The sequence below is a fragment of the Ruegeria sp. AF1 genome, from assembly GCF_056542125.1.
The window spans coordinates 82802-104492 of the sequence record NZ_JBQFZG010000010.1; the positions used below are offsets into that span (position 1 = coordinate 82802).

A 21691-nucleotide genomic window follows, 5' to 3' on the forward strand; every position below is an offset into this window, starting at 1 on the left:
CCATGGTCAAACAAACAGGATACCCCGAAGTCATAGGATGGCGCGAGCGGATCAGCCTGCCTGATTTCGGGATCGAGCATATTCCGGCAAAGATAGACACAGGTGCCAGAACCGCAGCCCTGCATGCCGTGGACCAGACCGTGTTCGAGGTTGATGGCGAACGATGGGTCGAGTTCATGATCCCGGTCCATAACCGCCGGTCATCGGGCCGGGTGCGTACGCGGGTTGTAGACGAGCGGGAAATCAAGAACACTGGTGGCATTCCGGAACGCCGGTTGATCGTCAGAACACAGCTTCTGCTTGGACGGCATCGGTGGCTAATCGACGTTTCGCTGGCCAATCGCGCGAGGATGGAGTTTGATCTGATCCTTGGCCGTACCGCCATTCGCAGGCGTGGGATCCTTGTCGATCCCGGCCACTCATATCTTCTGGATGCACGAAAAGATCCGAAAAAGATGAAAAGCAAGACAAGATCCAAGGACGCAGAAGGACGACATCAATGAAGCTTGTCATGCTTGCCCGAAATCCAAACCTGTATTCCCACCAGCGTCTGAAAGAGGCTGCTGAACAACGCGGGCACCAGTTGGATATCGTGAACACGCTACGCTGTTACATGAATATCGCGTCGCGCCGACCCGAGGTTTATTACGACGGTAAGAAGCTTGGGCGCTATGACGCGGTGATCCCACGGATCGGCGCTTCGGTCACATTCTATGGGCTGGCCGTGTTGCGGCAGTTCGAAATCATGGGTGTCTTTCCGCTCAACGAGTCGGTTGCAATTGGCAGATCCCGTGACAAGTTGCGGTCCATGCAGCTGATGGCACGTGACGGGATCGGATTGCCGGTCACCACCTTCGCGCATGACCCGAAACAGACCGACGAAGTTCTCAAACTGGCAGGGGACGCTCCGCTGGTGGTCAAGCTGCTGGAGGGCACGCAGGGCATCGGCGTGGTGCTTGCGGATTCAAACCGGTCGGCAAAATCCGTGGTCGAGGCGTTTCGCGGTGCCAAGGTCAACATCATGGTACAGGAGTTCATCAAGGAAGCAGGCGGCACGGATATTCGTGCGCTTGTGGTCGGTGGAAAGGTGATCGCGGCGATGCAACGAAAAGGGGCCGAGGGCGAGTTCAGATCAAACCTGCATCGGGGTGGCAGCGCCAAGCCCATCAGAATCTCGCCCGAGGAACGCTCGACAGCCGTGCGTGCGGCCAAAGCGATGGGCCTGAATGTCTGTGGTGTCGATATGCTGCGGGCCAATCACGGTGCCGTGGTTATGGAAGTGAACTCCTCACCCGGGCTTGAAGGCGTTGAAAAGGCCACCGGCATCGATGTCGCGGGCAAAATCATCGAATTTCTCGAAAAGAATGCGGCCAAAGGCAACACGAAGACACGAGGCCGTGGGTAGAGGCGATGCGCGGTCCCTTTGAAATCGGGGGTTTTCGCGTACCGCCCGGTACACGAACCACTCTGGATTTGCCGGTCAGCGTGCTGTCGGATCATACCCCAGTGAGCATGTCAGTACACGTGGTTCACGGCCGCCGCCCCGGACCGGTCCTGTTTGTCAGTGCCGCCGTTCACGGCGATGAGGTGATCGGCGTGGAGATCGCACGGCGGCTGCTTCGGGCGCCACAGCTTGACAAGCTTGCGGGTACCTTGCTGGTTATCCCGATCGTGAATGCCTTTGGTTTCATGACACATTCCCGATACCTTCCTGACAGGCGCGACCTGAACCGATCCTTCCCCGGCAGCGAAGGAGGGTCGCTGGCCGGTCGGCTGGCGCATCTTTTCATGACCGAGATCGTCGAGCGGTCGGACCTGGGGATTGATCTTCATTCTGCCGCGATACACCGCACCAATCTGCCGCAGATCCGCGTCTCTCCGGCTTCGGATGTCACCCTCAAATACGCTGATGCGTTCGGTGCGCCTGTTGTGCTGATTTCAAAGCTGCGCGACGGGTCACTGCGCAAGGCCGCGCAAGAGCGTGGTGTGGATATCCTGCTGTTCGAAGGTGGTGAGGGTCTGCGTTTCGACGAACTGTCTGCGCGGGCGGGGGTTGCAGGCATCCTTCGGGTGATGAACGCAAAGGGAATGGTTGCCAAGCGTGGCATCGCCGCTGTGCGCGAAAAGCCTGTCCATGTCAGGTCAAGTTCGTGGATGCGCGCGCCCGCCGGTGGCCTGTTGCGGACTTTCAAAGCCGCCGGAGAATACGTCGCCGCTGGTGACCTGCTTGGACGCATTTCCGACCCGTTCGGAGAACTCAGGACCGATATCATCTGCGAAACCACGGGTATCATCGTTGGGCGTACAAATCTGCCTGTCGTTCATGAAGGCGACGCGTTGTTTCATATTGCTGAAACGACCGGCTCGGATGTCGAAATGCGGGTCGATACGATTGCCAGCCAGCTTGACGGCGATCCGATGTTCGATGAGGACGAGATCATTTAGATTTTGGAGCCAAAAGAAAACGCGGGGCAGTTGCCCGCCCCGCGCCAGCCTACAGGATTGCACGCAATCTGTTGCTCGCCAGCGCCTCCCAAGCGGCGAGCGCGATCAGCGCAGATCCCGTGAGCCAAGCATTTGCCACTGCCACACCATGACCGGTAAAATGCAGCACCTCCGGCGCGGCGATCAGTATTGCCCCAACCGCCAATACCGGAGCCACCCGTGCGAGAAGGTGGCCCCGGCCGCTAGCGCCTGACATGACCAACACACCAATACCGATCGTCATGAAGGCGAGCGACTCACGGTCAGACGAACCGTGAGCTAGGGTTTTCTGGCTGAACAGTACAAATGGGGACAGCACTAACCAGATACCCATCCCGGCAAGCATCCACCTGTAGGGTGGAGAGGGGTTTCTCATGTTCTTGGCAACCCCGGCTTATTCGTCACCTTTGGGATCAGGAAGCAACTCGGCCTCGACCGCGGCGACCATTTCTTCGTCATTGACGAAACCATCGGCATCCGTGTCAATTTCGGCAAAGCTCTCACTGGTAATATCGGGGTACTTTGTCTGTAGCTCGGTCAGCGAAGCCAGACCATCACCGTCCGTGTCCAGTCCTACCGGCAAGGCAGCGGCCGGAAGGGCAAGGAATGACGCGAGCAGAGCAACAACAGAAACTCGACTCATTTTGTTCTCCATCAGGGAATGGGCGGTTTACCCATTGAGGGGTTGGTGCAGCGCTAGGGTGTCGGAGGCTTATCTAAGGCAGACAGATTGCACCTGTTCCGCAGATCGGGTTGTCCACTTTGCGATGAAAACTGTTGATTGGCGGTCCGATCCGGTGGGGGCACTTTCGCGCTACAAGGCGTATATCGCACATTCGCATAGCGTTGAATAACGAATTTATATCGCCAATAATATCGAATATTCAAATAGGTGAACGATGGATATTGAACTCGCCCGAACCTTCCTTGCGGTCGTTGAAACCGGCACTTTTCTTGATGCAGCGGACAAGGTCCATGTTACGCAATCGACCGTCAGCATGCGAATCCGAACGCTCGAACAACAGCTTGGACAGCCCGTGTTTGAACGCAGCAAGTCTGGTGCGACCTTGACCATTGCCGGTCGACATTTCCTCAAACATGCACAGGTTCTGGTGCGAACGTGGACCCAGGCCAAGCTGGATGCCGGTCTGCCTGCCTCGATGGCAGCTGCTTTGGAAATCGGCGCAACACCAAGCCTTTGGGACGGCTATCTGATCAACGCCCTTCCCGAGTTGATGGCGGCACTACCTGACGTCGCTATCCGGGCGACAGCGGCCCCGTCGGAAACACTCACGCGCGAGATCGAGGAAGGCAACCTGGATCTTGCCATCATGTACCGGCCGCGAAACGCACCTGGCTTGACCGCGCTCCAGCTTTTCGAGGACGAGTTTGTTCTTGTCAGCAGCGGCCCGGAAGCCCTCCCCGCTGATCTGGGCAACGCTTATATCCTGATAGACTGGGGCCCGGAGTTTCGCGCCGATCATATGCTGAACTTTCCAGGGCTTGATGCGCCGCGCCTTCAGCTGGGTATAGGCACCCTCGGCCTGCAATATCTTCGGTCGGTTCCCTCGGCCGGATATTTCCCTAGGCGCGTTGTCGAACCGGAACTTTGCAACGGGTGGCTCAAGCTGGTCGAAACGGCACCCAGATTCGCTTATGCCGCCTATGTCGTGTTCGATGAAAGCGAGGAAGAAGGATATCCGGGTCAGGCCGCTCGGCAGCTTTGCCAGACATCAAGTGCACGCGGCCAGGCACCGAAGCTTTGACAACACGTATTCACGCCTTTGCCGCGATCGGGTTCTAACATTGGATCGAACTCAGCCAGCCCCAGCGCATAGTGAATTTTGACCGCCCCCAGAAGGTGACGGGAACAAAAAGGGCCGCCCCAGCACGACGGCCCTTCGAAAGTTCAGGAGGTCGGGTCGGTTAGATCAATCGACCAGCCGGAGCGAGCGCTCCGCCAAGGGCTGCCCTAACGGGCGATCCCCCCGGTTGTTCCGACACCTCTCTCCAATCTCTTTCTTGACACTGGATCACCTCCTTTTCTATCTGTTGCGGTTGAAAAGAAGCGTGCCACAAGTTGTGCCATTCTCAAAGCGTTTTTTTACACAGGCTGCGCAGTCAGCCGCGCAACGATCACCTTGAACGGGATCAGGGCGATCAGCGCCAGTGAAAGCTTCACCATCCAGTCCGCAAAAGCCAGCGTCACCCAAAGCGGTGCCATCGAGCCGGACAGCATGAAAGGAACAGGTTCCCACGCCCAGTTGATTGCAGCGTCGGCATTGGCGCCGAAGAAGGTGACCGAAGCCGAAAAGGCAAGCGTGAAGAAGATCGCGGTATCCAGTGCCGACCCTACCAGCGTCGACACCAGCGGCGCACGCCACCAGCGACCACCGCGTAGGGAATTGAACACGGTAACATCCGTCAGTTGCGCGATCAGGAAAGCGGTTCCCGATGCAACGGCGATGCGCAGCGGTACGGCAGCATAGGTGAACCCGTCACCCTGCAACATGATCTGGCTGCCGATCAGCGAACAGATGACACCGGTGACAAATCCGGCAAACACGACCTTGCGGGCCGGACCAACGCCATAGACGCGGTTCATGATGTCAGTGACCAGAAAGGCCAGCGGATAGGTGAAAGCACCCCAAGTCAGCAGCCCGTCAAGGATCAGGAACTGGACCAGAATGTTCGAGGCCACAACAATGGCGGCCATGGCAATAATGCCGGGAATAAAGTTACGTTGCATGTTTTGATGCCCGTTTTGACAAGGTAGCGGCGACTTGGCCAAGGGACCGTCCCAAGGCAAGCCGTGCCTTTAGACCTTTGCCTGCGCCCTGTCAATCGGGCAGCAGGTATTCCACAAGTTCGGTCCGCTGCACCGCCAGAAAGTTGTCATCAGAGATCATCGTGGCGCGCAACAGGCCCTGCCCGTCGCGCCAGACCGACAATCCTTCGAGGTTGTCATGCGCGCCCGTTCCGGTTTCGAACAGGGTTTCCTCGGCGCCTGGGTTCTCGTTTACCACGACCCATCGCCGCAGTCGTGATCGGAAACCGACCAAGGATACCTTGCGTTCCAAAACGTAAAACCGCCCATCGGGACCGAAATCCGCGGCAACGGGTTTAAAGCCGCCACGCTGTGGCAGAACAAACGGGGTCGACCATGTGTCGCCATTCCAACGGTAAACCGGAATGTCCCCCTTAGCGGTGCGGTTCTTTTCCGGCAAAGTGTAAAGCCAGCCGCGTCCATCAATGGCCAGAGCTTCGAAAGAACCATTTTCGGCAAGGTTCCGGAACGCATTCGGGCGTGGCAATACGCGCGCGCTGGAGCCCTGCGCAGGGTAATAGGCGACACGGTGCACCCCTTCGAACGAGATGAATATCCCGCTATCCGGCGTCACTGCGATCCCTTCGGAGTCACCTACGCCGCCTTTCATGATGTGTCCTTGGCTGGACAGCACCGGCCATTGACCAAGAACGTGAATATCCGCGATCTGGCCTTCGCTCCGCTCAATCAGCGCAGTCACGATCCGCGCCCGGTCGCTAAGCGCAATCATATGGCGTCCGTCGTCCGAGATGTGAAGCGCTGAAAACCCGCCAAACCAGCTTGCTGGATGCCGCCAAACGAAACTATTCAGGTGGGCTGCGGATTTCACATCCAGCGCGGCGGCCACCGGGGCAAGAAACAGCGCTACACTCAGTTGGATTGCAAAACGGCGGAGCATTGTTGCGGCAAGTCGGACAGAACGTATTCCCGGCGTTTCTTCGGCGGCGGCGCATTCGGATCGGGTGGCGGCGGGTTCAGGATGTTGTGCACCCATTGACGGGCCTCAGCGCAGCCATCGCCCTTGGGGGGTGGGTCTTGATTCACACAGCCCTTTGACCCTCTGGGACAGTTCAGTCGCACGTGGAAATGATAGTGATGTCCCCACCAGGGCCTAATCTTGCGCAGATAGTCGCGGTTCCCCTTTTCATCGTCGCACATCTGAACCTTGGCCCCAGGAAACACGAAGATCCGGGCGACGCGCTTGTCTTTTGCCGCTTCGCGCAATAGCGCATGATGCTGCTTGGTCCAGTTTCCGTTGACGTAAGCGCCATTGGAACGACGAAGAGAGATGGACGAGATGTTTTCGCGCGACTTGCGGCTCAGGCGCATGTTATCGCCGGGCAACATCCAGACATCGATGTCCAGCCCCAACTGATGACTGCGATGGCCCGAGGTCATCGGCCCGCCGCGTGGCTGGCTGATATCCCCTATATAGAGACCGTTCCATCCCGGCTGGCTGGCTGCAAACCTGCTGAGGTCCTGCACGTAATCGATCGTCTGCGGATGCCCCCAGTTGCGATTACGCGACAGGCGCATCGCCTGCCAAGTAGGCCCCGTTTCAGGCAGTTGAACTGCCCCCGCAGCACATCCGCGCGAATAACTGCCGAAAGCGGCCGGTTTTTGCTGTGAACCTTGTTTCTGCGCCCCGAACAACTGCTTTGCCAGCGGTTCTGCCGTCGCAGTGCCTGCAAAAGCAAGCGCCGCCAAAATTACCAAAAAACGTTTTAAAATCATCTGCTCTGATCCCCTTCCGGTCTCACCCAGCGCATCAGGAATAGACCCAGAATAAACAACAGAACGATGGGTGACACCCCCAGACGAGCACTTCCTGTCACCGTGGTGGCGATCCCGATCAGAAGTGGCGCAGCAAAGGCGGTGGCACGACCCGACAGACCATAAAGGCCAAAGCTTTCGACGGGGGTCGCCGGGTCCGTATGCCGGACCATCATCGACCGGCTACAGGATTGCAGAATGCCGCCCATGCCTCCGATCAGGATACCGCAACCAAAGAAAACCATATCCGGCAAGCCCGACCCTTCGGACATGGCGATACCGAATATCTGGGACCGGTCCATTGAAACGATGGTGATGCAGACAAGGATCAACACCCAGATCGCAACGATAATCACGGGCTTGGGACCATATTTCTTGTCCAGCTTGCCGCCCACCCAGGAAAATGCCGCTGCGGCCAGAACACTGACAATGCCGAAAACACCGATCTTGATCAGGTCCCATTCCAACACCAGCCGGGCATAGACCCCGCCAAAACTGTAAAGCCCGTTCAGCGCATCCCGATAGAACATGGATGAGCCCAGGTAACTGGCCAAACTGGTGCGATAGCGCAGGTTAGACACTGATTTTGCCAACAGTCGCAGCGCCTCGGCAACGCTGCCCTTTTTGTTTGTCGTTTCGTCGTCATGGACCCAAAGGAAGTAGGGCACCATGAACAAGATGAACCACCCCGCAGTAAACGGCCCAACAAAGCGCGTGCCCTGCTGTTGCGACGCATCCAGCCCAAACAAGGGGTCCATTCCGATCAGCGTTTTACCGTTGGCCTGCTCCACAAACAGCGCAAGCATGATCGCCAGCGAGATCAGGCCGCCGAAATAGCCAAAAGCAAAGCCCGAGCCGGAGATTTCGCCCACTTCGCTGTCGTCGCCCAGATCGGGCAGTTGGGAATTGATGAAAATCAGGGCGTATTCCGCACCGATGAAACCCAGACCGAAGGCAGACAGCATCAACCACATGTTCGAGCCATCGGGCATCGTGTACCAAAGCGCGCCGGAACCTACGGCGTACATCACGGAAAAGGCGAATATCCAGGGGATGCGCCGACCCGACACATCAGCCATCGCCCCCATCAGCGGTGCACCGAAGGCAATAATCAAACCGACTATGGTCATGCAGTTAGCCCAGACCACCTGTGCCTGTGCGTCTGCAGACCCTGCGTCCAGGCCGGATGCCAGATAGTACTCCGCAGCGACGCCCGCGAAATACGGGCCGAACACGAACGTGACCAAAAGAGTGTGATAGGGCTGACTGGCCCAATCGAAGAACCACCAGCCCCAGATACGCCTGCGCTTGGATATTTCTGCCATTTCTGCCCCTGTTTTCTTGTTGCGGTCATAAGAGGGGGCTTTGGGGCAATTCGCAAGCGCAGAGTTCAGCCTACTTGCTCTTTGCTGAAAGGGTGCTTAGGTCTCGACCAACAAGAAAACGGAGATCCCATGCTGTCGCTGATCCAAATCCTGCTGCTGATCCTGGACATTGTCTGGTTCATCATTCTGGCCCATGTGATCATGAGCTGGCTGATCAACTTTCAGGTGCTCAACCTGCACCAACAACTGGTTGCACAAATCTGGTACGGATTAAATCGGATATTAGAGCCTATTTACGGGCCGATCCGCCGCGTTCTACCCAATATGGGTGGGTTGGATTTGACCCCGCTGGTGGTGCTGATCGGCGTCTATGCCTTGCGGATCATCCTTATCAACAACGCGCCCTATTTCTACTGACCACTTGTTCACTGAATCTTAGTATGTGATTGTCCTGTCTTAAGAGCAGATAAACCTTAAAACAAGGCACCCCCGCATATGTTCGACGCCGCACCCTTGCTGCGAGATGTCTTTGGATTCGACGCCTTCCGCCCTGGGCAGGAAGAGATTGTCGACGCCGTGAAGGCAGGTGAAAACGTGATGGCGATCATGCCCACGGGTGGCGGTAAATCCTTATGTTTTCAATTGCCTGCCCTGCTCCGCGACGGGGTGACGGTGGTTATATCTCCACTCATAGCCCTGATGCGCGATCAGGTACGCGGCTTGCAAGAGGCCGGGGTCGAGGCCGGTGCGCTGACATCCGGCAACACGCCCGAGGAAACCGAGGCCGTCTGGGATGCACTGGAGGACGGGCGGCTGAAGCTGCTTTACATGGCGCCCGAACGTCTGGCTGCCGGGTCTGCGCTTGGGATGCTCCGTCGGATCAACGTCAGCCTGATCGCTGTGGACGAAGCCCATTGCGTCAGTCAATGGGGGCATGACTTTCGCCCTGATTACCTGCGGATCGGAGAGTTGCGGCGCGCCCTGAAAGTGCCGCTGGCCGCGTTTACCGCCACGGCGGACGCCGAAACGCAGGATGAGATTGTCGAAAAACTGTTCGATGGCATTGAGCCGCGCAAATTTCTGCGCGGATTTGACCGGCCAAACATTCATCTGGCCTTTGCCGCAAAGGACGGGCCGCGCAAGCAGATCCTTGATTTCGCAGATGCGCGCAAAGGCCAGTCCGGCATCGTTTATTGCGGCACCAGAAACAAAACCGAGGTGATTGCTCAGGCCCTGCGCGCCGAGGGACACTCGGCCTGCTACTATCACGGTGGAATGGACCCCGAAGATCGCCGCATTGTCGAAACCCGTTTCGCGCGTGAGGACGGGTTGATCGTCGTCGCCACAGTGGCTTTTGGCATGGGCATCGACAAACCCGATATCCGTTGGGTCGCCCATGCGGACCTGCCCAAATCGATCGAAGCCTATTATCAGGAAATCGGACGCGCCGGACGCGATGGCGGCCCGGCCGAAACGCTGACCCTGTTCGGCCCCGATGACATTCGCCTGCGGCGTTCACAAATTGACGAGGGTCTAGCGCCGCCCGAGCGCCGCATGGCCGATCATGCGCGCCTGAACGCCTTGCTGGGTCTGGCCGAAGCGTTGGAATGCCGCCGTCAGACATTGTTAGGTTACTTTGGCGAGACCATAGCACGCTGCGGCAAATGCGATCTGTGCGACAGCCCACCCGAAGTTTTCGACGGCACAACTCCGGTACGTATGGCCCTGTCCGCGATCCTGCGGACCGAGGAGCGGTTCGGTACAGGCCATTTGATCGATATCCTGTTGGGAAACGAGACCGACAAAATCCGCGCCCGCCGCCATGAGGATTTGTCCACTTATGGCATCGGAAAGGATTGGACGCGCCCGCAATGGCAGGCCATTTTCCGGCAGATGATGGGCCACGATCTGGTCCGCCCCGACCCCGACCGTCACGGCGCATTGCGCATGACCGAGGCGGCAAAACCAATCCTGAAAGGCGAGGCGCAAATCAACTTACGCAAGGATACGTTGCGCAATGCGGTACGTCGGCCTGCGGTCAAGGCAATGGTTTCCGAAGAGGACGCCCCGCTGCTGTCAGCGCTCAAGGCCAAACGCCGTGCCCTGTCTGAAGCTGCACGTGTTCCGGCCTATGTGATCTTTCCCGACCGCACGCTTATCGAGATGGCTGAAAAGCGCCCTGTAACGCTGGACGATATGGCCCGGATCGGCGGTGTTGGCGCCAAAAAGCTGGAGCGCTATGGCGATACGTTCCTTGAAGTAATCGCGGGCGAAGCAAGAAGCGTTCATCCGGCGCGCCGAAAACTGGCTGGACGCGATCAGGGTGAGATTTACGACCGTTTGATGAAAGTTCAGTCTTTGCTGTCGCGCGGTCCGGACGGGATCGACAAGCCCCTGACCTGCTCGGCCTCACAATTGGCAAAAGTTGCGCAACTGCGCCCCGATGATCCCCGTGGAATTGCACAGGTGCTGGGTGATCGACGTCACGAAAGGTTTGGCGCCGCTTTTCTGGACGTGCTGCGTGAGGCGGGCTAGATACCCCCGAACAGGCAAGAAAGAGGGCGGATATGCTGATCGTGATTTCCCCGGCCAAACGGCTGGACTGGGCAGAGCGGAATGTCGGGGTAACGCAGCCCGATTTTCAGGAGGATGCGATCCGGCTGTCCAAAACCGCTCGCAACCTGACGCTGGGTGATCTGAAGAAACTGATGGACCTGAGCGACGATCTGGCACGCCTGAACCGCGACCGGTATCGCGCTTTTTCGGATGCACCCGACGCCAAGGTCACACGCCCGGCTGCGCTTGCTTTTGCTGGCGACACATATCAAGGGCTTGAAGCTGCTTCGCTGGACGAGGACGAGCTGTCATGGGCGCAAGACCACTTGCGCATCCTTTCCGGCCTTTATGGTGTGTTGCGGCCACTCGACGCGATACAGCCCTACCGGCTTGAGATGGGCAGCAAGCTTAAAACCCGAAGAGGGAAGAACCTTTACGAATACTGGCGCGATCAGCTCAGCAAGGCACTGAACGCGCAAGGAGCCGAAATTAACAGCGACATTCTGGTGAATTGTGCCAGTCAGGAGTATTTTGGTGCGGTGGATTTGAATGCCCTGAACCTGCGCGTCATCACACCGGTCTTCATGGAAGATAGGGGCGGCACCCCAAAGATTGTGAGCTTTTTTGCCAAAAAGGCACGCGGTGCCATGGCGCGGTATGTCATCCAACACCGCCTGACCGATCCTAAGGCGCTGCTGGATTTCGACAGTGGTGGCTATGAATACCGCCCTGATCTGTCGGAAGCGGATAAGCCCGTTTTCGTCAGACCTTATGCGGCCTGAAACCCAGATCACTTGAACTTGCAACCCGGTGGTAGTCGCCTGAAGAGTCCGCCAGGCGAGGTCGGGTCCGGGATTTCGTCCCGCTCACGCCGGGCTTTGACGCCGGGTATGGTGTCTGCGACCGCGCAGACGCAATCGGGTTGGTGTTGCAGGATCATCTGGTGAATGCGGTTCTTGTGTAACGGTTTGGTCAGGTAATGATCCAAGCCAGCTGACAGAATTCCCTGATCATCCCCGGCCATGGCATGGGCCGTCAGGGCAACGATGGGAACGTGGCGACCAGTTGCAACCTCGAGCCTGCGAATTTCCGCTGTTGCCTGTTTGCCGTCCATCTTTGGCATGGAAATATCCATGAAGATCAGATCTGGCTCGAACTCCTGATAGATCTCAACCGCTTCAATCCCATTCGAGGCAAAGCGAAGATCGATATTCAGATCCTTGACCATCTTCTTCAGGATCAATTGGTTGGTGCGGTTGTCCTCTGCGGCAAGAACCCTCATGTGTCGGGGGTGCGCAGATTCAGAATCTCGCTTTTTAGAGACTGTTTTGCCCACGTCCAAAGGGCACCTTTCCAACGATGGGCTGTCAAGCGCCATCAGCCTGCCATACAACTCGGATCGAGGGATGGGTTTCTGCAAGACACCGTCGATCAGGTCACGGGCAGGATGCGCGTGAATCAAACCGGGGCTTGCAGACATCACGACCACCGGAATGTCACCCCACCCGCGGTCCCTGAGCGAGATCGCAAGGTCCAGCCCATCCATATCCGGCAGGTCGTGGTCACAAAGAAACAGATCAATCTGATCATTCATCTGTGACAGTGCCTCAGTCCCCGACGTGCAAACCGTCACCTCAGCCCCCAGTCGCCCAAGCTGTTTGGCAAGAATGGCCCGGTTCACGGCAAGATCTTCGACCAGCAGGACATGTTTCAAACCATCCGCCAAGTTCGGAGGTTCGGGTTGCGGGCCTTCTACCGTGGGCAGTGTCACGCGAAAACCGAAACAGGATCCCTGGTCCGGCTCACTTTCGACCCAGACCGTGCCGCCCATCAAGGTGATCAGCCGCTTGGTGATGGCAAGACCAAGCCCGGTGCCTTCAAATTGGCGGTTACGCTCGTCTTCGACTTGATTGAACTCGCCAAAAATATGGCCGGTTTTTTCTGCGTCGATGCCAATACCGGTATCTTCGATCGCAACATGGATATCACAGATCTGCGCATCCGGATTGGGCACCCCTGTCACCCGGACCAGCACATAGCCTTCGGAGGTGAACTTGACGGCGTTGCCAACCAGATTGGTCAGAACCTGCCGTATCCGACCAGGATCGCCCACAAAAAGGGTTGGCAAGAACAAGTCGTAATCTACCAGCAATGTCAGGCCTTTATCGCGCGCACTGGGCTGTAGCAGCATCGCAACCTCAAGAATGCAGCGTTCAAGATCGAACTGCTCCGGGTGCAGAGCCAGCTTGTCCGCCTCAATCTTGGAATAATCCAGCACGTCGTTGATGATGACCAGCAACGCCTCGCCCGAATTTCGGATCGTGTTGACGTATAGCCGCTGCTCTTCGTCCAGCGTTGTCTCGTCCAGCAATTCGGACATGCCAACGATGCCGTTCATCGGAGTACGGATTTCATGGCTCATATTGGCCAGAAAGGCCGACTTGGCCCGGTTTGCTGCTTCGGCTCGCTCGCGCGCCGCCTTAAGCTCGATTTCATGCCGGACCGACGCTGTGATGTTGAGAGCAAGGCTCACCATATCATTGCCGCTGCCGCGCTGGTCGATCAGGCGGATATAGTGACCGTTCCAAAGCTGCATAACGATTGGAGGCGGGTTGGCGCGGCTCCAGCGGGCCAGCATTCTGTCCTGCCAGTCTTCCGCGGATTCATCCCGGATATCGACAATACCTTCTGACGTCAGCAAATGCAGAATACGCGGGTATGATATTCCCGGCGCGACCTCGTCCAGGCCTTCAAAAACGCTCAGATACGCGGTGTTTGCGCCGATCAGCCGGTTGTCACCGTCAAAAAAGGCAAATCCGTCCTGAATTGTCTGAATCGAGTGCCACAAACGTCGTTCGGCAATCTCGATCTTGGCGTTGGCCACGCAGAGGTCGGATTTGACCTTTTCGTTTTCATCCCGAACGGTTTCAACCTCAGCCTGCGTTTCGCCAATTCGTTTGGTCAACGCCATGGCATGTTGGCCGAGTTTGCGATTGGCTGCCGAAAGCTCGGCCTGTTTCAGGGCCAGCATCCGTTCAGCTGCCAAACGCGCGCGCCGTTCCTGTGCCAATTTATGTGCAAGAGTCATTTGATTGATTCCAGAACGCTCTGCGCCCAGCATCCCGGCAGAGGATGAAAAACTGTTTAAGCCGTTGCACAACAGGCGCACGCCATGCAACGCTGTGCCCAAAGAGGAGGGCACCATGCGCCGCTTTGTTTTTATTTCAATAACTTACATCATTTCACTTTTAGTCTTGCCCAGCGCCACCCAGGCGCAGGATGCAGTGCCTGATTTCCGCTATGTCACGACGCGGGACGCAGATTTTTACGGCTCGGATCTGGATGCCCTTTTCGATACCGATCTGAAGTCCTGCATTCAGGCCTGTTCCGCCAATACGCTTTGCACTGCGTTCACCTACAACACCCGATCCAATGCCTGTTTTCCAAAAAGCGGTGTAAACCGGCAAGAGGCCTATCAGGGGGCAGTATCTGCGCAGAAAGTAACTACCCCAGATCAGACCCAAGCATTGGCTGATGCGCGTGCGAACGCGTTAAGCGCACTTGGTGCCGCCGACCTGAAGCAAGCCGTTGATCAGGCGCGCGATCTGGGCTTTGTTCATATGGCGCAAGGTAACGACCTGCAGGTTGTTCTGGACGCGGCACGCAGCGCCGGCAGCCCGCGACTGGCAATGATTTGGACTGGTGTGGCCGTATCGCTCAGTGACGCGCCCGATCTATGGGTGGAATACGCGCGCTTGTTATTGGCGATAAACCCTACGGACCGGAGTGAAGGGCGCGATCTGCACAACCGTGCGCTGAATGCCGCAACCAATGGCTATTTGCGCGCGGACGCTCCCGGCACGCAGATTGCCGCCCTGATGACATTGGCCCGCGCCCTGGAAGAGGTCGAGCGCGGGCGCGATATGATCCCCGTGCTGCGGCTGGCCCAGGAAATCCAACCGCGCGAGGATGTACTGGCCGCGCTGAATGATGCCATCGGGAAATACGGGTTTCGCGTGGTCGACAGTTCTGTTGAAAGCGACGCCGCCGCGCCGCGGATCTGTGTTGAGTTTTCGGAACCGCTGGTCAAGGCAGGGGTCGACTATGACCCGTTTGTCCAGCGCAATGATGACGGGTTGGTGGCACAGGCTGAGGGCAGGCAGCTTTGCGTTGACGGTGTCGCCCATGGTCAGCGTTATCACCTGACGCTACGCGAAGGCTTGCCCTCCGCCTCGGGCGAGGCGCTGAACCGCAATGTTGAGCTTGCCCATTACGTGCGAGACCGGGCGCCTTCGGTCCGGTTTCCCGGGCGCAGCTACGTTCTGCCGAAATCCGCTGACGCCGCTTTGCCCGTTGAAACGGTCAACGTCACCGAGCTGGACTTGATCCTGCGGAGGGTCAGCGACCGGAACCTGTTGCGCGCGGTTCAGCAGGATTTCTTCGGCCGCCCGCTTAGTGAATGGCAGGAAGCAGAATTTTCCGATGAAATTGCCGAGGATATCTGGACCAGTACCGCCGAAGTGGCCAACGAACTAAACCAGGCCATGACGGCGCGCCTGCCCATGGCAGAGGCGATCGCGGATCAGCCCGCTGGCATCTATGCGCTGACCGCCCGTGTTCCGGGGGCTGATCCCTATGACGACCCGGGCGCGACGCAATGGTTTGTTCTGTCCGATCTTGGGATCAGCAGCGTGCTTGGCACCGATGGATTGCACGTCACGGTGCGCGGGCTGAGCGACGCGGCACCCCGTGAAGGTGTCGAGGTTTCACTGGTCACAAGCGCAAATGCGGTCATCTCCCAAGCGCGGACAGATGAATCGGGTTATGTCAGGTTCGATCCCGGTCTGACGCGCGGCAAGGGGGCCAGCGCGCCCGCACTGGTGATGGCGTCGACCGGAGACAGCGATTTCAGCTTTCTATCCCTGACCGATCCTGCCTTTGACCTGTCAGATCGTGGTGTTGAAGGGCGTGCACCTGCAGGGCCGGTTGATGTTTTTCTAGCCACGGATCGCGGCGCATATCGGGCCGGAGAGGTGATCCACCTCACCGCCCTGTCGCGCGATGGTGAGGCGCAGGCTATCGAGGGTCTGCCCCTAACCGCAATTCTGTATCGCCCTGACGGCGTGGAATACCGCCGAACCGTCTCGGATGGCGGCGTCGCCGGGGGGCATATCTTTCGTCTGCCTGTTGCGGCAGATGCACCACGCGGCGCTTGGCGGATCGAGATCAGATCAGATCCCAAAGGCGATGCGCTGGCGCGACAAACAGTGCTGGTAGAAGACTTCCTGCCGGAACGTATAGATTTTGAGCTGAACCTGCCGGACGCGCCCCTGCGTACCGGCGACAGCCCACCGCTTTCGATCGACGCGCGCTATCTGTTTGGTGCGCCGGGGTCCGACCTGAGCATCGACGGTCAGGTTATCGGACGCCCGGCGGACACAGTGCCAGGCTACGAGGGGTATCGCTTTGGCCGCTATGACGCCGAGACATCGATCAAAAGCACCTATTTCGGTGACACGCGCACAGACGCAAACGGCAAAGCATCCATAGCTGTTGAAATCCCTGCATTAGAGACGGAAGGGCAGCCAATTGAAGCCGAGGTTATTGCGCGACTGGCCGATGGCTCGGGCCGCCCTGTTGAACGTCGCCTGAGCGTTCCTGTCCTGCCGTCGCAACCTGTGATCGGTGTCAAACCCATGTTCGAGGACGTAATCCCCGAAGGTACCGAGGCCGCATTTCAGATCATTGGCCTTGCACCCGACCTGACCCCCAGCCCGATGCGCATGCGTTGGACGCTGAACAAGATCGAAACGCGGTATCAATGGTATCAGCTTTACGGAAACTGGAATTGGGAACCGACAACCCGACGCACTCGCGTTGCCACCGGAGACGTTGACGTCGCCACTAACCCTTTGACGTTGTCCCAGCCCGTGGACTGGGGCCGTTACGAGTTGGTGGTTCAACGCGTAGACGGCACCTTTACGGAAACCGCTGTCGATTTCCATGCAGGCTGGTATCAGGCCGCAGATGCTTCGACCACGCCTGACCGGCTTGAGATGTCGCTGGATCGCGACAGCTATCGGGCCGGGGAAACCGCACAACTGCGCATCGTTCCGCGCATGGCAGGTATCGCCCAGGTCGAGGTGCTGTCGAACCGCCTGATCCATCGCCAAATGGTTGCCGTGCCGGAAGGCGAGACAGTTATCCCGATAGAGGTGACAGAAGATTGGGGTGCAGGTGCCTATGTCACGGCCACAGTGATCCGACCAATGGATGTTGCGGCCGGTCAGAACCCGGCACGCGCCATGGGCGTCGCCTATGCCGCCATTGATCCTGCGGATCGTACGCTGTCGGTTGCCATTGAGGTGCCCGAGGTTACCTCACCCCGTCATACACAGAAGGCCCTTGTTAGGGTCGAAAATGTTACAAGCGATGATCCAGTCTGGCTAACCCTTGCCGCTGTGGATGTGGGCATCCTTAACCTGACGGAGTTCGAAAGCCCAAACCCGCAAGAGTACTATTTCGGGCAACGCCGGCTGGGTGTGGACCTGCGTGATGTTTACGGGCGGTTGATCGACGGCATGAACGGAACGATGGGTACAGTTCGCTCTGGCGGCGACAATGACAACGGGATGCGCCGCCAGTCCCCGCCACCGACGCAAGATCTGATGGCAGTGTTCAGCGGCCCGGTTCAGGTCGGTGTGGGTGGCGAGGTTGAGGTCGACATCCCTCTGCCCGCCTTCAATGGTACGGTCCGCCTGATGGCCGTCGCGTGGTCACAAAAAGCCGTCGGGCAGGCCGAGGCTGACATGATCGTCCGCGACCCGGTGGTGGTTACGGCCAGCTTGCCGCGGTTTCTGGCCCCCGGCGATCAAAGCCGGATGCGGCTTGAGATTGTCCATGCGGATGGTGCATCCGGAGACATGGCGCTTGGCCTGACCACCACCGGTGGGCTGGAACTGGGCCCGGTACCGGCACGCTTTCTGCTGGAGGATGGTGGCAAAGCGGTGTTCGACATCCCTGTAACGGCCCATGTCATCGGCAATCCAGAGATCAGCGTTTCCATCACCACGCCAGATGGGCGCGATCTGTCGCAAACCCTGCGGATGCCGGTGCGGGCCAACGATCCCGTAATTGCCCGGACACGGCGCTTTTCGCTGGGTGCGGGTGACAGCTTTCTGTTTTCGCAGGATGTTTTTGACGGGTTTCAACCCGGCTCAGCCAAGGCCATCCTGTCAGCCGGAGCGCTGGCAAAGTTCGATATGCCCGGCCTGCTGGATCAGTTGAACCGTTACCCTTATGGATGCACCGAGCAGATCACCAGCAAGGCACTGCCGCTGCTTTACCTGTCATCTGTCGCGCAGGCCTCGGGGCTGGGCAATAGCCCGGAGGTGGATCAGCGCATCACGGACTCGATCCGAAGTATCCTGACTCGTCAGGCTGCAAACGGTGCCTTTGGCCTGTGGCGCGCAGGCAGCGGTGATTTCTGGCTGGACGCCTATGTGACCGATTTCCTGTCACGCGCCCGCGTGCAGGGACACCCGGTGCCGGATCAGGCTTTTGCGCAGGCCATGGATAACCTGCGCAATCGGGTCAATTATGCGCCGGATTTTGACGAAGGTGGTCAGGATATCGCTTATGCCCTGATGGTTCTGGCGCGGGAAGGCACGGCGGCGATGGGCGATCTGCGCTATTATGCGGATGTCAAAGGGGATGCTTTCGACACGCCGTTGGCTGCAGCGCAACTGGGCGCTGCGCTGGCCTCGTACGGGGACCAGACCCGCGCAGACGCGATGTTCGTCCGTGCGGCGCGGATGCTGCAACAGGTGCCGAACGATCAGGAAAACCACTGGCGCGCGGATTACGGCACCCGCCTGCGGGATGCGGCGGGCCTGCTGACTCTGGCGGTAGATGCGGGCAGCGAGGCGATTGACCGCAACGCATTGATCCAACGGGTAAGCACGGGCCGCACTCCCCTGTCCACGCAAGAGGCCACATGGTCCCTGCTGGCGGCGCACGCGCTGGTGTCTGATCCGTCCGGCTCCGGTTTGACGGTCAATGGCGTGTCAGTATCCGGCCCCTTTGTTCAGGTTCTGCAATCCGGGCAGGCGGAAGAGGTCAACATCACTGCGACCGACGGTCAGGCAACCGATATCACCCTGACGGTGACCGGAATTCCCGAAGATCCGCCTGGGGCCGGTGGCACCGGCTATGCAATCGAACGGCAGTATTATTCGATGGACGGCGATCTGATTGACGCGGGCCGATTTGCCGTGGGGGACCGGTTCGTCACGGTTCTGACGGTCACGCCGTTTGAAAGCGGTGGGGCGCGTTTGATGGTAGACGATCCTCTTGCCGCCGGGATCGAGATTGACAACCCGAACCTGCTGCGATCGGGCGATGTACGGTCGCTGGACTGGTTGAATCTGTCTGATGCCACGCATACCGAGTTCCGATCGGACAGGTTCCTGGCTGCGGTTGACCTGTCGGGGCGCCAGACCGTGACGCTGGCTTACGTCGCCCGTGCCGTCACACCGGGCGTGTTCCACCATCCGGCGGCCTCGGTCGAAGATATGTATCGCCCCCAGAACCGCGCACGAACGGCGACGGGACGGGTCGAGGTGCAGTGACCGGCCATCGTTCATATCCTTGTTTGGGCGGCGCTCATGCCTAGGGTGCCGCGCCTGTTATTTGCGTTGGCCGGCGCTCTCTATCTGGCGGCATTGGCGCGGGATGGCGTTGACCGCTGGGTCGACGCCACAGTGCTGCCGCCTGTTCTGACTGAAACTTCGGTCGAGATACGGGATCGTAACGGTGACCTCCTGCGCGTGTTTCCGGTTGCAGATGGCATCTGGAGGCTGCAACCCGGTGCGGTCGATCCCAATTTCACCGCCATGCTGGTCCGGTACGAAGACAAGCGTTTCTGGACCCACGCGGGCGTGGACCCTGTCGCATTGCTGCGCGCAACCGGGCAAAGCCTTTGGAATGGGCGCGCGGTTTCAGGCGGTTCAACCCTGACCATGCAGGTCGCGCGGCTGATCGAAGATGGATCGACCGGACGCTGGAGTGGCAAATTTCGCCAGATTAGGGTCGCATTGGCATTGGAGCGGCAGCTGAGCAAGACACAGATCCTGAACCTCTACCTGACCCATGCTCCCTATGGCGGCAATCTGGAAGGTATCCGTGCCAGTGCCCGTGCCTGGTTCGGCAAAGAAGCAACCCGGTTGACCGCCGCACAGGCGGCCCTGCTGGTCGCTTTGCCGCAATCCCCGGAGGCGCGGCGCCCGGATCGCAGACCCAAGGCAGCCCAAATTGCCCGAGATCGGATTTTGCACAGGTTGGAGCGCCACGGCGTATTGACCAAGGCTGAGATGCACGCAGCCCTGACGGAAACCATTCCTGATCGAATGATCCCGTTTCCGCGCCTTGCACCCCATCTGACCGACCGCGTGAAAGGCCAAACCCTTGCAAACGGTGTATTTGATCTGACCCTGGATGCAGGGGTGCAAGCCCGGTTGGAAACTTTGGTCGCTCGGGCCGCGGCACGCATAGGGCCGCGCGTGTCCGGAGCCCTGATCGTAGCAGATCATCGCGACGGCAAGATTTTGGCCTCGGTCGGGTCTGCCGGGTATCGGGATGCGCGACAAGGTTTCGTGGATATGACGCAAGCCGTGCGGTCGCCCGGATCGACGCTGAAACCTCTGGTTTACGGGCTGGCATTCGATCAGGGGCTGGCCCATCCGGAAACCCTGATCAGCGACAGCCCGGTGATGTTCGGGCGCTACGCCCCGCGAAACTTCGATGGCGTTTTCCGGGGCGATGTAAGGGTTCGGGACGCGCTGCAATTGTCACTGAATATCCCTGTCGTACGCCTGACGCACGAGCTGGGCCCCGCGCGCGTAATGGCGGCACTGCGGACAGCAGGATCAGAACCGCGCCTGAGCAGTGGTACACCCGGATTGGCAATATCCTTGGGTGGCGTCGGGCTGAGCCTGCATGATCTTGTGCAGATCTACGTGACGCTGGCCGCTGGTGGGCAAGGCCCGATCCTGCGCCATGACACCCTGGCTGATGCACGGCTCACCTCTCGTGTTTTGTCCGAAAACTCAGCATGGCAGATTGCGGATATCTTGTCCGGGATCACAGCACCCACGGGCAGCACTTCAGGGGCGCTGGCCTTCAAAACGGGAACCTCTTATGGGCACCGCGATGCCTGGGCCATTGGCTTTGACGGGCAGCATGTCATCGGGGTCTGGTTGGGACGCGCGGATGGCACGCCTGTTCCCGGCGCATTCGGAGGGGACGTTGCCGCGCCGCTTCTGACCGAGGCTTTTGGCCTGCTAAAGCCTGAACTCACACCCCTGCGCCCACCACCGCCATCAACACTGTTGGTTGGCGCAGCACAATTGCCGCAACCGTTGCAACGTTTCCGGCCCCGCGCGGCGGCTTTCGAAACGGACCAAACCGCACCTGATCTGTTGTTTCCACCGGAAAACGCTCTGTTAGAGACTTTCGGTAGCCCTCTGACAGTGAAACTACGCGGTGGTGTCGGGCCGTTTTCCGTTCTGACTAACGGCGTGCCTGTATTGACCGGGCAACGGCAGCGAGAATTCGAAATTCCCAATCCCGGACCCGGGTTTACCTCACTTGTTGTGGTGGATGCACAGGGCCAATCCGACCGGGCCTCGTTCCGGATCGACCAGAGCGCGCCCGGTTCCCGTTAAAA

At 58.8% G+C, this 21691-nt stretch carries 16 protein-coding genes; 9 read left to right on the forward strand and 7 right to left on the reverse strand.

The genetic code is table 11. From position 1 onward, the window contains the following. Positions 1-2: 2 nt before the first annotated feature. From ACR0BK_RS14185 to ACR0BK_RS14195, 3 genes are read left to right on the forward strand one after another with little or no spacing between them, the layout of a single operon-like run. Positions 3-503: an ATP-dependent zinc protease family protein gene (locus tag ACR0BK_RS14185; RefSeq protein WP_480474514.1), complete on the forward strand. Its 501-nt coding sequence runs from the start codon at positions 3-5 to the stop codon at positions 501-503. Continuing rightward, positions 500-1405, forward strand: coding sequence for a 30S ribosomal protein S6--L-glutamate ligase (gene rimK, locus ACR0BK_RS14190; RefSeq protein ID WP_480474512.1), 906 nt, complete (start codon positions 500-502; stop codon positions 1403-1405). Before ACR0BK_RS14185 ends, rimK begins: the two co-directional genes overlap by 4 nt. A 5-nt stretch (positions 1406-1410) precedes the next feature. Then, positions 1411-2445 carry a succinylglutamate desuccinylase/aspartoacylase family protein gene (locus ACR0BK_RS14195; RefSeq protein WP_480474510.1) on the forward strand — a complete coding sequence of 345 codons (1035 nt, stop codon included), beginning with the start codon at positions 1411-1413 and terminating at the stop codon, positions 2443-2445. A gap of 49 nt (positions 2446-2494) precedes the next feature. Here the strand turns inward: ACR0BK_RS14195 and ACR0BK_RS14200 are convergent, their stop codons facing one another. Together ACR0BK_RS14200 and ACR0BK_RS14205 are read right to left on the reverse strand one after the other, a co-directional pair. After that, on the reverse strand, positions 2495-2860 hold the full coding sequence (locus ACR0BK_RS14200) for an SPW repeat protein (RefSeq protein ID WP_480555122.1): 366 nt from the start codon (positions 2858-2860) through the stop codon (positions 2495-2497). A gap of 18 nt (positions 2861-2878) precedes the next feature. Continuing rightward, positions 2879-3127, reverse strand: coding sequence for an EF-hand domain-containing protein (locus ACR0BK_RS14205; RefSeq protein ID WP_480474506.1), 249 nt, complete (start codon positions 3125-3127; stop codon positions 2879-2881). Positions 3128-3383: 256 nt separating this feature from the next. On the opposite strand from ACR0BK_RS14205, the gene ACR0BK_RS14210 reads away from it, so the two are divergent. After that, a complete protein-coding gene (locus ACR0BK_RS14210; RefSeq protein WP_480494973.1) occupies positions 3384-4250 on the forward strand; it encodes a LysR family transcriptional regulator in 867 nt (288 codons plus the stop codon). A gap of 338 nt (positions 4251-4588) precedes the next feature. Here ACR0BK_RS14210 and ACR0BK_RS14215 read toward each other — a convergent pair whose 3' ends face one another. The 4 genes from ACR0BK_RS14215 to ACR0BK_RS14230 all read right to left on the reverse strand — a co-directional run bounded on the left by ACR0BK_RS14215 (position 4589) and on the right by ACR0BK_RS14230 (position 8409). Continuing rightward, entirely contained in the window at positions 4589-5233 is a 645-nt protein-coding gene (locus ACR0BK_RS14215) for a queuosine precursor transporter (protein WP_480555124.1), read from the reverse strand. 91 nt (positions 5234-5324) lie between these two features. Next, positions 5325-6209: an esterase-like activity of phytase family protein gene (locus tag ACR0BK_RS14220; RefSeq protein ID WP_480555126.1), complete on the reverse strand. Its 885-nt coding sequence runs from the start codon at positions 6207-6209 to the stop codon at positions 5325-5327. Continuing rightward, positions 6182-7045, reverse strand: a complete 864-nt coding sequence (mepA, locus tag ACR0BK_RS14225; protein ID WP_480555128.1) for a penicillin-insensitive murein endopeptidase — start codon at positions 7043-7045, stop codon at positions 6182-6184. Before mepA ends, ACR0BK_RS14220 begins: the two co-directional genes overlap by 28 nt. Then, complete coding sequence (locus ACR0BK_RS14230; protein WP_480555130.1) at positions 7042-8409, reverse strand: MFS transporter; 1368 nt, start codon at positions 8407-8409, stop codon at positions 7042-7044. Before ACR0BK_RS14230 ends, mepA begins: the two co-directional genes overlap by 4 nt. A 129-nt stretch (positions 8410-8538) precedes the next feature. On the opposite strand from ACR0BK_RS14230, the gene ACR0BK_RS14235 reads away from it, so the two are divergent. The 3 genes from ACR0BK_RS14235 to yaaA all read left to right on the forward strand — a co-directional run bounded on the left by ACR0BK_RS14235 (position 8539) and on the right by yaaA (position 11747). Continuing rightward, the gene (locus ACR0BK_RS14235) at positions 8539-8826 is read left to right on the forward strand and encodes a YggT family protein (RefSeq protein WP_170382138.1); all 288 of its coding nucleotides are present in this window, start codon (positions 8539-8541) and stop codon (positions 8824-8826) included. Positions 8827-8904: 78 nt separating this feature from the next. Further along, positions 8905-10944 (forward strand): DNA helicase RecQ, encoded by a 2040-nt coding sequence (gene recQ, locus ACR0BK_RS14240; RefSeq protein ID WP_480555132.1) that lies wholly within the window; start codon positions 8905-8907, stop codon positions 10942-10944. Between the two features lie 32 nt (positions 10945-10976). After that, complete coding sequence (yaaA, locus tag ACR0BK_RS14245) at positions 10977-11747, forward strand: peroxide stress protein YaaA (RefSeq protein WP_480494981.1); 771 nt, start codon at positions 10977-10979, stop codon at positions 11745-11747. An 8-nt stretch (positions 11748-11755) separates the two neighbouring features. Here yaaA and ACR0BK_RS14250 read toward each other — a convergent pair whose 3' ends face one another. Further along, a complete protein-coding gene (locus tag ACR0BK_RS14250) occupies positions 11756-14053 on the reverse strand; it encodes a response regulator (RefSeq protein WP_480555134.1) in 2298 nt (765 codons plus the stop codon). Between the two features lie 115 nt (positions 14054-14168). Between ACR0BK_RS14250 and ACR0BK_RS14255 the strand changes: the two genes are divergently transcribed. Both ACR0BK_RS14255 and pbpC read left to right on the forward strand, forming a co-directional pair. Further along, entirely contained in the window at positions 14169-19595 is a 5427-nt protein-coding gene (locus ACR0BK_RS14255) for an alpha-2-macroglobulin family protein (RefSeq protein ID WP_480555136.1), read from the forward strand. A gap of 36 nt (positions 19596-19631) precedes the next feature. Further along, entirely contained in the window at positions 19632-21689 is a 2058-nt protein-coding gene (pbpC, locus tag ACR0BK_RS14260) for a penicillin-binding protein 1C (RefSeq protein WP_480555138.1), read from the forward strand. Positions 21690-21691: the final 2 nt, after the last annotated feature.